Consider the following 13,220-nt stretch of genomic DNA (forward strand, 5'->3'; position numbering starts at 1 on the left):
CTAGACGAATGCCATTTTAGCCGCCTTTTGCATGCGACTCGGCGCAGCTTACAGCAGGAGCGAAACGCTTTGCCGCGCGCACCTGACAATCGGCTGACAGGGCGTAAATCCAGCATTCAGCCAAATCATCGGCTTTCCGGGAATTTCTTAAAATCTGCATGCGCAACACGCTTGTTTCCGCACTTAGGCTTATGTGGTAATATTCTTCGCGGAGCGCTCCTACTCTACCCACCTGAAAACAGTAGGAGTAACATCATGTCCTCGTTGCTTAACCGAACAGGAATTGGCCTGGTCGCAGCCGCTCTTTGCGGCCTGTGCGCGCCCGCCAATGCCGCAAACTTCCCATGCTTTGACGAAACCGCGATGCAATCGGCGCGCATCCACGACTTGCGGATTATGCTGATGGTCAATGCGCTGAAATGCCGCGCCGCCTCGCCTGCGACTTTGCGCAAATATGGCCAATTGCTCGATGCGCGCGGGCAGGAGCTGACCTATCACGGCGATCAGGTGATGGCCGATATGGTTGGCCGTTATGGAGATCGGCAGGGGCAATTGGCCTTTGACAGATACGAAACCCGGATCAGCAATTACCATTCGAACATCCAGCCCAGCCGCGAACAATGCGAGGATGTGAAATCCTTCATCAAACTGGCGGGCCGCGCGGATGATGATGAGATGGAAACCTTGTCCAAACTGGTGACCAATCGCGCGATCAATGCCTGCATCGTGCCAGAAGGCAATGCCGCGTTTTCCGCGCCCGCTCCTGCTCCGGTTTCAGGCGAACAAGCACCCGAAATTGTCGATGGCATCCCAACCTACACCGCGCAAAACGCTTTGCCGGCGAGCGCGCCTGAACCGCTGGAGACCGTCGCGGTTGAAGCCGCCGCTGAGCCAACCGCCTCAGCGCCCGAGGAAGAAGATCGTTTGGGACAGGCCATCACCGCGCTCGATGCGGCGGCGGCTGCCTTGCGCGATTTGCGCAGCGAAGGTCCGGTCACGCCTTAAACGCGGCGCCATCCGGCAAATTCTGAGAGGGAAAGCGGTGGGCTTTCTTCTCTCAGGCTTACCATCAGCCGATGGGCGCGCTTTCCGCTTCGGCATCTTCGCGTTTGACGACTTTATACTCGGTTTCGGAAAGGCCGTGTTTCCAATAGCTTGAGATATAAAGCTCACGCGGAGTCAAACCCAGATCATCCCGCAGAAATGCGCGCAATTGCCGCATCCCTGAAAATTCGCAGGCCGCCCATGCATAAAGCGATCCCGCAGGCCGCTTAACCGCGCGCACCGCATCCGCCAGCAGATCGGGCCGCGTGCCGGGCAGCGGATTGACGATATGGCGCAGCTCCACCCCTTCGGGTGCATCAATCGCCATCGCATCATCTTCATGCTGTATTTCAAGCACCGCAACGCCGCGCGCAGATCGGTCCATCGCTTCCAGATTGGCAGTGATCGCGGGAAGTGCCGCCATGTCGCCTGCCACCAGATAAAAGTCGAAACCAGCCTGTAAAGGCTTGGGCGCGCCCACCCCTCTTATCCTTATTGCGTCGCCCGGTTTCGCTTCCAGCGCCCATGTCGTCGCCGGGCCTGCCGCATTGCCGCCATGCAGCGCGAACAGCACGTCCAGTTCGCGCGGGCGCTGGCGGCGAATGGTGTAAGTGCGCATCAAGGGCTTGCGCCGCGTGTCGCTGGCGGGTTCAAGGATAAGCTTGAAGTATCCGCCTTCATGCTCCGCTGGAAACTGGTCAAGGTCAGCCCCGCCGATCGTCACCTGATGCATGCTGGGGGAAATGCGCTGGCTATCCAGCACGGTGAGATCGCAGAAAACCTGAGCCATGCCGTGTGAACTAATGCGAATGGCTCGCAATTCAAGCGGGCGCGCGAAATTTCTCGACATGACAGCGGCAGCGCGCGAAGGGTGGCGGAACGCTTAATCAAAGGACCGCGCCCTATGCTCACCATCCACCACCTGCGCATTTCGCAATCGGAACGTATTGTCTGGCTGTGTGAGGAGCTGGGGCTGGAATATGATCTCAAACTCTACAACCGCGATCCCGAAACACGCCTCGCCCCGCCTGAATTGAAAGCGATCCATCCGATGGAGATTGCGCCGGTTATTACTGATGCCAAAGACGGACAACGCCTGGTGCTGGGCGAAAGCGGCGCGATCATGGATTACATTGTGGGCAAATACGCGCCGGACACGCATCTGGTGCCCGGCCCTGACAGCCCCGATTTTGCGCGGCATCTGTATTGGTATCACTTTGCCAATGCGACTTTGATGACGAACGGCATGATGAGCATTGCGGTGAACGCGGTTGGCGCTGAGATGCCGCCGCCGCTGGCGAAAAGGATCACCAATGCCTGGGCCGCGATTGAGGCTGGCCTTGGTGAGGCGGATTATTTTGGAGGCGCGAATTTCTCCACCGCTGACATCATGCTCGGCTTTTCGCTGACCACGGCGCGCGCGTTCAACGATATGAGCATTGAAGGCATGCCGAACCTTAAAGCGTACCTCAAACGCATCGGCGCGCGCGATGCGTATCAGGCGGCGATGGCCAAGGCAGAGCCAGGCTTTCCGCCCAAGCTTGATTGAGGCGGCGCGGTGAAAGCTTACGAGCCCCTCAGCCGGTCCATCGCTGGCCATAAAGCGCTCATCACAGGCGCAGCCAGTGGCATGGGGCGGGCAACCGCGCATTTGTTTGCAAGCGAAGGGGCGCATGTCGCGGTGACCGATCTGGATGCGGCCAAATGCGAGGCGGTGTGCGCGGAGATTGAAGCGGCTGGCTATCCCGGCTCGGCCAAAAGCTGGGCGCTTGATGTGCTGAGCGCTGATACAATCGCGGCGCGTGTCCCCGAGATTGCCCGCGCTCTTGGCGGGCTGGATATCATTATCAACAATGCGGGCTTTTCGGTCCCCAGCACGATTGAGGATGACAGCTATCCAGACGCGTGGAGCAAAAGCCTCGATGGGATGCTCACCGCGCAGCAGCGCATTATCCGCGCGGCCATGCCATTTTTGCGGCAAAGCGCGCATCCGCGCATCGTCAACATTGCCTCGACCGAAGGGCTTGGCGCGACGCCCACCAATTCGCCCTATGTCGCGGCAAAGCATGGGGTGATCGGCCTTACGCGCGGGCTGGCGGTGGATTTGGGGCGCGATGGGATAACCGTCAATTGCATTTGCCCCGGCCCGATCCTGACCGGTATCACCGAAGCGATCCCCGATGAGCACAAGGAAATCTATGCCAAGCGCCGCGTGCCCCTGCGCCGATATGGCATTCCAGAGGAAGTCGCGAATATGACGCTGTCGCTTGTCCTGCCAGCGGCGAGCTATTTGACAGGCGCGGTGATCCCAGTGGATGGCGGGCTCACGATAAAGAACGCGTGAGCGCGGGCAAAAACACTTGAGCACGAGAGCGCCCGGCACGCCTCGCCCCTTATTCCCGCAGCTTTGGCCCATTCATGTCGTGACATTGCCATACAAGCCCCCTAGCGCTTGGGAGCAAGCCAAACCAAAGGATCCCCGTGCCCTCTTCAAACGTGTCTCCTGCTAACGTGCCTTCTCCTCGCGCCAGATCGCCGAAAGATCACGGCCTTGATCCCAAGCAATTGACGCGCGATCTCAACGCCTTTCGCGATCCGCGCACCGCGCGCAGCCTGATCGAAGTCGCAATCACTCTGATCCCGTTTATGGCGGTGTTTGCCGCGATGCTGTTTGCGGTTGAGGCAGGGTATTGGGCGGCGCTGGCGCTGTTCCCTTTGGCGGGGCTGCTGCTGCTGCGCCTGTTTATCATTCAGCACGATTGCGGGCATGGTGCGTTTTTTGCGACGCGCGCGGGCAATGACTGGATGGGCCGGTTGATGGGCGTGTTCACGCTCACGCCTTATGATCCGTGGAAACGCAGCCATGCGATCCATCACGCAGGCACGGGCAATCTGGATGCGCGCGGCGTTGGCGATGTCGATACGCTGACCGTGGCTGAGTATGAAAACCTGTCTGCGTTGGGGCGGTTTGGATACCGGCTATACCGCAATCCCATTGTGCTCTTGGGGCTTGGGCCGGCTTATCTGTTCCTGCTGCGCCACCGCCTGCCTATTGGCCTTATGAAAGCGGGATCGCTTTACTGGATCAGCGCGATGGCCACCAATGCGGTGACGGGCGCGATTTTGGTGGGGCTGATGTTTGCATTCGGCATTGGGGCCACTTTGGCGGTTTTTCTGCCCGTCCTGCTGTTCGCTGCCTCTGTCGGAGTGTGGCTGTTTTATATCCAGCACCAGTTTGAAGAAGCGCATTGGGACCGCAAAGATGCATGGTCCTTTCATGAGGCTGCTTTGCTGGGCAGCACGCATCTTGATCTGCCTGCGGGGCTGCGCTGGTTTACCGGCAATATCGGCATTCACCACGTCCACCACCTCGCCAGCCGCATCCCGTTTTATCGGCTGCCCGAGGCATTGAAATCCCATCCCGGCCTTGCGCAATTGAACCGCTATACAATTGGCCAGACAATCCGCCCGCTGATCCTGACATTATGGGATGAAAACCAGCGCAAATTGGTAAGCTTCAAGGAAGCCAAGCGCGCTGGGGCCTTAACTGGCAACTAGGCCGCGAATGCTTAGAACAGCTCCGGCTGATCGCGCGCGCCCTTTACGCCCTCGCGCCTCAGCAATTCGCGCTTTATCTCAGACCCATAGGCATACCCGCCTACCCCGCCGCTGGCTGGCACCACGCGGTGGCAGGGGATCAGCACGGCGATGGAGTTCGCGCCGTTTGCACTGCCCACTGCGCGGCTGGCTTTGGGATTGCCAAGCATCGCGGCCTGCTCGCCATAGCTGCGGGTTTCACCCGGCGGGATCGTGCGAAGCGCCTCCCAACACCTTTGTTGAAAGGCCGTGCCGCGCACATCCAGCGGGATATGCGAATTGTCGCTGCCCGGCTGTTCGACCGCTGCGACAACCTCATCAAACAAAGCGCGAAAATTCTCGCCCGCGCGCACAAGTTCCGCTTTTGGGAAACGCGCGGCCAAATGCTCTTCGCCTTCTCCAAAACTTAAGCAGCACACGCCTTTGTCAGTCGCGGCGACCAGCATTTCGCCCAAGGAGGTGCCAATAACATCCCAGTGAATGCGCGCGCCTGCGCCCCCAGTGCTTGCCTCTTTTGCAGCCATGCCCAATCGTCCTTCTACCTCAGCGTAAAACCGCGATGGCGCAGAATAGCCCGCTTCGTAAAGCGCGCCGCTTACTGTGGCGCCATCCGCCAGACATGCGCGCACCCGTTCCTGCCGCAAAGCGCGCGCGAAACCGGCAGGCGACAGGCCCACGGTGCGTTTGAACAGACGCTGGAAATGCGTCGGCGAATAGCCTGTAAGGTCCGCCAGTTCATCCAGCGTCTTTGCCCCGTCCGCCCGGATTGCGGCAATCGCGGCGAGCACGCAGGCTTCTTCTGCGGACTGCGTTTTGGGAGAGCAGCGTTTGCATGCGCGCAGGCCCGCCGCTTCGGCCTGCTGCCAATCGGGATAGAACCGCACATTCTTGCGCAAAGGCGCGCGCGCAGGGCAGCTGGGGCGGCAATAAATGCCGGTTGAATGAACGCCTGTCACAAACGCGCCATCAAAGCGGCGATCTTTGGCCAGCGCAATGCGCCAGCGATCATCATCGGTTAAAGGTGTTTCTGTCTGCATAGGGCGGGTGTTTAACGCAGCTGCCGCCCATGCGCATCCCGAAGCTTGCGCTCAATCATTCGCGCCTTTTGCAAGCGGCGGGACATGCCTGCGCACAAGCCGGGTTGCAGCCGCCGCGCCGCTGGGCCATGCACGCATCATGTTGCACCGTCTTGCCGCTTATCTGCTCGCCATTTTCGCCGCCCTTGCAGCCGTGCCCGCCGCCGCCGATCAGGCCGACGTGGATGCCGCAGCGCGCGGCGTTGTGCGGGTGGTGATCATTGGCAAAGACGGTGATGAGGTCATGCCCATCTCCCACGGCAGCGGATTTGCCGTCACGTCCAATATCATCGTCACCAATGCCCATGTCATCCGCGAGGCGATCCTTGATGACACATTGCGCATCGGGATTGTGCCAAGCGAGGAAGCGCGCGCGGGCGAACCCGGCGCATTTGGTAAAGCCATCGCGGTCAGCCCGCGCAATGATCTGGCGCTGATCGAGATTGCTGAGGGCAGCCTGCGCCTGCCCCCGCTTACATTCGCTGGCACCAGCAGCGGGGATATGGGCGAGGTATCGGCGGTGGGCTATCCGATGAATGTCGATCTGGCTCAAGGGTTGGAGATCAGCGATATTTTCAACGCTCAGCCACCTGTCAAAAGCCGGGGGTTCCTCTCGGGCGAGCGGCCATCGCGCCAGTTTGATACGATCCTGCACACCGCGCCCATTGCACGCGGCAATTCGGGCGGGCCGCTGCTGGATCGCTGCGGCAGAGTGATGGGGGTCAATTCGTTTGGCGCGGATTCCGATGGATCGGATGCCGAATTTTACTTTGCCGTATCCTTGCGCGAATTGCTGCCGTTCCTGCGCGAAAACAACATTGAACCGGCCACCAACGCCCTGCCCTGCCGCTCCATTGATGAACTCAATGCAGCAGAACTGGCGCGGTTCGAAGCAGAGCGCGCCGATGCGCAGGCGAAAATTGACGCACGCGAAGAGGCTTTGCGCGAAACCCGCCAGCAGGCCTGGATCAAAGCGCAGATGGACATCATGGATGAACGCGACAATGCGATTGCGATGACGATGCTATTGCTGATCGTTGGGCTTGCCGCTGCTTTTGCCGCCACGCAATTGCGCGGATCTGAGGCCACGCGCAAATTTTCGATCATGGCCGCAGGGCTTGCAGGGGCGGCGTTTATCGCCTGCGTGCTCGTGTGGCTATCGCGGCCAACCTCGGGCGATATCGAAGACCGGGTGGCAGCAATTCTGGACGCAGGCGATGCAGGTGAGGATGGTCCGCAAACGCCCGATCTTAACGCTGCGGGCGATGGCACGCTGATCTGCACTCTGGTGTCCGAACGCAGCCGCGTGACAGGTGCGCGCACCGATGATGTGGAGTTTGACTGGGCCGCCACAGGCTGCGTCAATGGCCGCACGCAATACGGCATGGACAGCGGCACATGGAGCCGGGTGTTCGTACCCAATGACGAAGCAGCCGTCTCGATCAATTCCTACGATCCGGAAACGCGCACATTCCGCACTGACCGCTATCTGCTGGGCCGGGCCGCCATGGCCGCTGCGCGCGAGGCGCGGCGCGGATATTCGCCGCCATCCTGCGGGGTGACCGATGCCGCCCGGCTTCTCGGCGAACAGCAAGCCGCCGTCATCGCCAAATTGCCCGAGCGCGAAAACGAACGGCTGGTCTATTCGTGCGAGCCAAAACAAACGGCCGGCAATCCGGCGGTTGCCGAGCTAGAAGAGTAATTTCAATAATTCTCCTTGAGTTTGTTTACAAATCAGGCATTTTTTAGGCATCAATAGGATCTGCGCATTTAGCGGTGCGAAAAGCTATGTCTTTCAGGGGGGCATAATGATTCAACGGATTTGGCTTGTTCTTGTCGCAGCGCTCGCGTTTTGGCCTGCCACGATTAACGCGAGCGAAGCGGATATTGATGCCGCCTCGCGCGGGGTGGTGCGCGTGATTACCTTCACCATCACGCCCAACCGGCGGTTTGTCCCCCTCGGCCACGGAACAGGCTTTGCCGTTGCCGAGGACAAGTTTGTCACCAATGCGCATGTGATCGAGAGGGCGGCGCGATATAACGATGTCTATGTCGGCATAATTCCGCCCAAAGGGGACGAGCCGACGCGCGTAAGGCTTGTCTCATACAGCCGCAATCGCGACCTCGCTTTGCTCGAAGTACCAAAAAGCCTGCGCCTTCCTCCCCTGACATTTGTCAGCAATTTCACTTCGGAAAATGCCAATGTTGTCGCGGCTGGTTTTCCCGGCGCGGTCGATGACACTTTGGGCGCTGGGCGTGAGCCGACGATAACGCGCGGGATCGTTTCTCAGCAGCGTGTGACGCGCGATGTCCGCATTGTGATGCACAGCGCCGCGATTGCGCGGGGCAATTCAGGCGGCCCGCTGCTCGATGAATGCGGGCGGATTGTCGGGGTCAACACATTCGGCGCCAATTCCATCGCCAGCGAAGGCGAGTTCTTTTTCGCGGTTTCAAACGCCGAAACGCTCGCATTTCTGCGCAACAATGATGTGTCGCCCAAAACGAGCGATCTGCCGTGCCGATCCCTTGCCGAGATCGAGGAAGAGGAAAAAGAGCGAAACGCAATCGAGCAGCGCAAAGCAGATGAAGAGCTGCGCGCCGCACAGGAAGCCGAAGCGCAAGAACGCGGGCGCATCGAACGGCAAATTCAGGAAGAGCGCGAAAACATGATGGCGCTTGCCGCGATATTGCTGGTGGTGGCCGCTGGTGGCGGCGCTCTTGCTTATCAGGCTTCGCAGGCCGAGGGCGGAAAGAACCGCGCAATTGTCTTTGGCGCGGTTGGCGGCCTTGCTGCGATTGGCGCAGTCTTTAGCTGGATAACCCGGCCCAGCATTGATGATGTGGATGATCGCCTAATGGCTCAAAGCGGTGACAATTGGAGCGACGAAGAAGGGATTAGCGGGCTGCAACCCGGCCAATTCACCTGCACACTCGATACCGAGCGCAGTCGCATAACCACCGCCCCCAAACGCACCGAAGAATTTGAATGGCGCGCCGATGGGTGCCGGGGCGAATCGCAATATCAGGCGGTGGATGGCGTTTGGCGCCGCGTGTTTGTGCCGCAGGAAGATTACATGGTCCGCGTCGCCACGATTGATCTGGCCAAAGGCGAATTTCGCAATGAGCGGTATCTGCTGCCCAAGACCGAATGGCAAAAAGCGCGCGATGCCCGCATGAGCTATTCCCCGCCCAGCTGCGGCGCGCCCGATGCTTCACAAAGACTGGCAGACATGCAGGAAGGGGTGCTCGCGCAGCTGCCTGACCAGCCCAATGAGCGGCTGGTTTACACGTGTGAGAGCAGATAGCGGATTGGGCGGCGCGCAGGCGTTACGCCGCTATCGCTTCGCCTGACAAAGTGATGCGGTGCATTTCGCGGCGGTAACCGGCGTAATCGTTGATCGCATTGTGCCAGCTTGTCCGGTTGTCCCAGATCGCCACTGTGCCCGGCTTCCATTGGAGGCGGCACTGGTTGGTATCGGTCAAAGCCGCATCGCACAGCGCGTTCAAAAGCGGCAGACTTTCCTCGCGCGTTTGGCCGACGAAATTGATCGTGAAAGCGGTGTTCACATAAAGCAGCTTGCGCCCCGTTTGCGGGTGGCGGATCACGACAGGGTGCACTGCGCCTGTCTTTAGGTTCTGCCCGCGCAAATGCTCACCCATGTCGGTTTGCGCATAAAGGCCGCCTTCTTTGTAGACATGGTCAGCGGTGTGAAACGCCTCCAACCCCTCAATCCGCGCTTTCAAGTCATCGGGTAGCGCATCATAGGCCGCACCCATATGCGCCCACATCGTATCGCCGCCTTTGGGAGGCAGCTCGCGCGCGACCAGCACAGACCCCATGGCCGGGATCTGATCGTAGGAATGATCGGTGTGCCACGCGCCGCCAATATTGGTGTTTTGCGCCGGCTCTTTCTTGACGACCGAGATTTCGTCATAATCGCCCTGCTGCGGGAAGTAATTGTTCACATCCATCCCGCCCCAGCGGCGGCCAAAGGTGATGTGATCTTCGGGCGTAAATTCCTGATTTCGAAAAACCGCAACGCCGTGTTCGTAAATTGCATGTTTGATTTGTTGCAGCTCTTCATCGCTGCAACTCGCCAGCGCAATCCCCTCGATCTCGACCCCGCATTCGGGTGCCAAAGCGGTCTTTTTCATCGTATATCCCCTCCGCGGCTTTTGCCATTTTGTGTCATTGTGATGCAGATTTCGCGCGGTGACAAGTTTTGCGCGGGCAGCGGGGCCGTTTTGGTGGGCGTGAACTTGTCCAGCCCGCTTGCGTCTTTTGCATTCCCTTGCTAGGCGCGCGCCAGATTTGGCACGCAGGCTTTATGTCTGCGCACAGCCAAAACGTAACTCGACCTTTTCATACGCTCCGGCAAAGGACAATCAACGCGTGGATAATTCCGCCGGTATTCAGGCAAGCCTGCCAGGGCGTTACGCCTCCGCCCTGTTCGAATTGGCATCCGAAAACGGAACCGTGACAGCGGTTGAGAGCGATCTTGATACGCTCGGCACCGCTTTGCGCGAATCCGATGATTTGCGCGCCGCGACAACCAATCCGCAATTGTCCCGCGCTGAGCAAGGACAAGCGGTGGCGGGGATCGCGTCGCATCTTAAATTGTCGGACCTGACAACGAAATTTCTGGGCGTGCTCGCCAGCAATCGCCGGCTGAGCGCACTGCCCGCCATGATCGGCGCGTTCAAAACGATTGCTGCGGGTCAACGCGGCGAAGTGACCGCCAGCGTCACCAGCGCGCACAAATTGTCGGCCAAGCAGCTATCCGCGCTTAAAGACAAACTGACCGCGCGCGAAGGGCGCACCGTCATGCTTACATCAGATGTTGATCCTGACCTTTTGGGCGGGCTCGTCGTTACCATTGGATCGCAGCGCATTGATGCCTCGATCCGCACTCGTCTCAACTCGCTATCCCAGGCAATGAAGGCCTAAAGGACTATTCATATGGAAATCCGCGCAGCAGAAATCTCCAAGGTCATCAAGGACCAGATCGCCAATTTCGGCAGTGAAGCCGAAGTCAGCGAAGTTGGCACCGTTTTGAGCGTGGGTGACGGGATCGCCCGTATTCACGGCCTCGATAAAGTGCAGGCTGGTGAAATGGTTGAGTTTGCCAATGGCGTGCAAGGCATGGCGCTGAACCTTGAGGCGGACAATGTCGGCGTCGTGATTTTCGGCTCGGATGCTGAGATTAAAGAAGGCGACACCGTCAAGCGGACCGAAACCATTGTGGACGTTCCGGTTGGTAAGGAATTGCTGGGCCGCGTGGTTGACGCGCTTGGCAATCCGATTGACGGCAAAGGCCCCATCGCAACAACCCAGCGCAGCCGCGTTGAAGTGAAAGCGCCCGGCATCATCCCGCGCGAATCGGTTAGCGAGCCTGTGCAAACCGGCCTCAAAGCGATTGACGCGCTGGTCCCTGTGGGCCGCGGTCAGCGCGAGCTTATCATTGGTGACCGTCAGACCGGCAAAACCGCTGTCGCAATTGACACCTTCATCAACCAGAAAAACGAACATCAAGGCGATGACGAAGGCAAAAAGCTTTACTGCGTCTATGTCGCGGTTGGCCAAAAGCGTTCGACCGTTGCCCAGATCGTGAAGCAGTTGGAAGAGAACGGCGCGATGGAATATTCCATCGTTGTCGCCGCGACCGCTTCTGAGCCTGCACCGCTGCAATATCTTGCGCCTTACACTGGCTGCGCGATGGGCGAATTTTTCCGCGACAATGGCATGCACGCCGTGATCGTTTATGACGATTTGTCTAAGCAAGCCGTTGCTTACCGCCAGATGTCGCTGCTGCTGCGCCGTCCTCCGGGCCGTGAAGCCTATCCGGGCGACGTTTTTTATCTCCACTCACGCCTGCTTGAGCGTGCGGCGAAAATGAACACATCCGAAGGCGGCGGTTCTTTGACGGCTCTGCCAATCATTGAAACGCAGGCGGGCGACGTGTCGGCCTATATCCCTACCAACGTGATTTCGATCACCGATGGTCAGATCTTCCTTGAAACGGACCTGTTCTATCAAGGCATCCGGCCTGCGATTAACGTCGGGCTCTCGGTGTCCCGCGTGGGCGGTGCTGCTCAGACGAAAGCGATGAAGAAAGTGTCTGGTTCAATGAAGCTGGACCTTGCGCAATATCGCGAAATGGCGGCGTTTGCGCAGTTTGGATCTGACCTCGATCCAGCGACGCAAAAACTGCTCAATCGCGGTGCGCGCCTCACTGACCTGCTGAAACAAGCCCAGTTCTCGCCCATGCCGTTTGAAGAGCAGACCGTGTCGATCTTTGCCGGCACCAATGGCTATATCGATGATGTCGCGGTGGAGCGTGTGGGCGAATATGAAGAGCAAATGCTTGCCTTCATCCGCAGCGAACACGGCGCGATCCTCGATGATATCCGTTCCAGCGGCAAGTTCGAAGGCGATGTGAAAGACCGCACCGTCGCCGCGCTCGACGCTTTTGCCAAGCAGTTTGCATAAGGACGGCTGACACGTGCCTTCACTTAAGGAACTGAAAGATCGGATCGGGTCGGTTAAGTCCACCCAGAAGATCACCAAGGCCAAGCAAATGGTCGCTGCGGCGAAGCTTCGCCGGGCGCAGGCTGCTGCCGAAGCGGGGCGTCCCTATGCGGAGCGCCTGTCTGCGGTGATGGCCAGCCTTGCGGGTAAAGTGTCCGGCGACAGCGCGCCCAAACTGCTCAGCGGAACCGGATCAGACCAGCGCCATCTGCTGGTGGTGGTCAACACCGATAAAGGCCTGTGCGGCGGTTTGAATTCAAACATCGTCAAAGCGGCGAAATTGAAAGCGCAGGAATTGATCGCGGCCGGCAAGCAGGTGGAGTTCTACCTCGTCGGCAAAAAGGGGCGCGCGCCGCTCAAGCGCGATTATGAAAGCCACATCACTGGCGGGTATGACACCACGGTCGTCAAAACCCCGGGCTTTGAAGAAGCCGACGCCATCGCGGCTGAGCTGGTTGAAATGTTCGATGCGGGCAAGTTTGACATCGCGCATCTTGTCTTCCCGACATTCAAATCGGCGCTGGCGCAAGATCCCACGATCAACCAGCTGATCCCCGTCCCCTCGCCTGAGGTAAGCGAAGACAGCGATGCCGTGGTCGAATATGAACCGGGCGAAGAGGAAATCCTTGAAGAATTGCTGCCGCGCTATGTCAAAACGCAATTGTTCGGCGCGCTGCTCGAACGCGAGGCATCCGAACACGGCGCATCAATGACAGCGATGGACAACGCGACGCGCAATGCGGGCGATCTCATCAACAAGCTGACCATCCAATACAACCGCAGCCGCCAGGCCGCGATCACCACCGAATTGATTGAAATTATTGCAGGGGCGGAGGCCCTTTGAAGCGACTAATTGTCTGCGCTTGTCTGGTATTGATCATGACCGGATGCGTAACGACAGACTTGGAGAAGATTGGACTAAACGAACAGATCGTACTGCAAGAAGAAATTGAAGCTTGGCCCCATCTTAGCCT

12 protein-coding genes are annotated in these 13,220 nt (G+C 59.0%); 9 read left to right on the forward strand and 3 right to left on the reverse strand.

The features are described from left to right. The first annotated feature begins 255 nt into the window (after nucleotides 1-255). Nucleotides 256-1,005: a hypothetical protein gene (locus AC0V6W_RS03150; protein WP_486147062.1), complete on the forward strand. Its 750-nt coding sequence runs from the start codon at nucleotides 256-258 to the stop codon at nucleotides 1,003-1,005. Nucleotides 1,006-1,069: 64 nt separating this feature from the next. Here the strand turns inward: AC0V6W_RS03150 and AC0V6W_RS03155 are convergent, their stop codons facing one another. Continuing rightward, nucleotides 1,070-1,834, reverse strand: a complete 765-nt coding sequence (locus tag AC0V6W_RS03155; RefSeq protein ID WP_486147064.1) for a siderophore-interacting protein — start codon at nucleotides 1,832-1,834, stop codon at nucleotides 1,070-1,072. 114 nt (nucleotides 1,835-1,948) lie between these two features. On the opposite strand from AC0V6W_RS03155, the gene AC0V6W_RS03160 reads away from it, so the two are divergent. From AC0V6W_RS03160 to AC0V6W_RS03170, 3 genes are all read left to right on the forward strand, one after another. Next, entirely contained in the window at nucleotides 1,949-2,593 is a 645-nt protein-coding gene (locus AC0V6W_RS03160; protein WP_486147066.1) for a glutathione S-transferase family protein, read from the forward strand. A 9-nt stretch (nucleotides 2,594-2,602) separates the two neighbouring features. Continuing rightward, nucleotides 2,603-3,388 (forward strand): SDR family NAD(P)-dependent oxidoreductase, encoded by a 786-nt coding sequence (locus AC0V6W_RS03165; RefSeq protein ID WP_486147068.1) that lies wholly within the window; start codon nucleotides 2,603-2,605, stop codon nucleotides 3,386-3,388. 167 nt (nucleotides 3,389-3,555) lie between these two features. After that, nucleotides 3,556-4,602, forward strand: a complete 1,047-nt coding sequence (locus AC0V6W_RS03170) for a fatty acid desaturase (protein WP_486147070.1) — start codon at nucleotides 3,556-3,558, stop codon at nucleotides 4,600-4,602. Between the two features lie 11 nt (nucleotides 4,603-4,613). Here AC0V6W_RS03170 and AC0V6W_RS03175 read toward each other — a convergent pair whose 3' ends face one another. Then, a complete protein-coding gene (locus AC0V6W_RS03175; RefSeq protein ID WP_486147072.1) occupies nucleotides 4,614-5,678 on the reverse strand; it encodes a bifunctional transcriptional activator/DNA repair enzyme AdaA in 1,065 nt (354 codons plus the stop codon). A gap of 7 nt (nucleotides 5,679-5,685) precedes the next feature. Between AC0V6W_RS03175 and AC0V6W_RS03180 the strand changes: the two genes are divergently transcribed. Then, nucleotides 5,686-7,419 (forward strand): trypsin-like peptidase domain-containing protein, encoded by a 1,734-nt coding sequence (locus tag AC0V6W_RS03180; RefSeq protein WP_486147074.1) that lies wholly within the window; start codon nucleotides 5,686-5,688, stop codon nucleotides 7,417-7,419. 106 nt (nucleotides 7,420-7,525) lie between these two features. Next, the gene (locus tag AC0V6W_RS03185; protein WP_486147076.1) at nucleotides 7,526-9,022 is read left to right on the forward strand and encodes a S1 family peptidase; all 1,497 of its coding nucleotides are present in this window, start codon (nucleotides 7,526-7,528) and stop codon (nucleotides 9,020-9,022) included. A gap of 22 nt (nucleotides 9,023-9,044) precedes the next feature. Here the strand turns inward: AC0V6W_RS03185 and AC0V6W_RS03190 are convergent, their stop codons facing one another. Next, entirely contained in the window at nucleotides 9,045-9,872 is an 828-nt protein-coding gene (locus AC0V6W_RS03190; protein ID WP_486147078.1) for a TauD/TfdA dioxygenase family protein, read from the reverse strand. A 238-nt stretch (nucleotides 9,873-10,110) separates the two neighbouring features. Here AC0V6W_RS03190 and AC0V6W_RS03195 point away from each other — a divergent pair, with 238 nt between their 5' ends. The 3 genes from AC0V6W_RS03195 to AC0V6W_RS03205 are packed head-to-tail and all read left to right on the forward strand — an operon-like array spanning nucleotide 10,111 to nucleotide 13,090. Beyond that, complete coding sequence (locus AC0V6W_RS03195) at nucleotides 10,111-10,665, forward strand: F0F1 ATP synthase subunit delta (RefSeq protein WP_486147080.1); 555 nt, start codon at nucleotides 10,111-10,113, stop codon at nucleotides 10,663-10,665. A 12-nt stretch (nucleotides 10,666-10,677) separates the two neighbouring features. Further along, a complete protein-coding gene (atpA, locus tag AC0V6W_RS03200; RefSeq protein WP_486147082.1) occupies nucleotides 10,678-12,207 on the forward strand; it encodes a F0F1 ATP synthase subunit alpha in 1,530 nt (509 codons plus the stop codon). 13 nt (nucleotides 12,208-12,220) lie between these two features. After that, entirely contained in the window at nucleotides 12,221-13,090 is an 870-nt protein-coding gene (locus tag AC0V6W_RS03205; protein WP_486147084.1) for a F0F1 ATP synthase subunit gamma, read from the forward strand. Nucleotides 13,091-13,220: the final 130 nt, after the last annotated feature.

It is taken from the genome of Erythrobacter sp. JB1-7 (assembly GCF_057365015.1).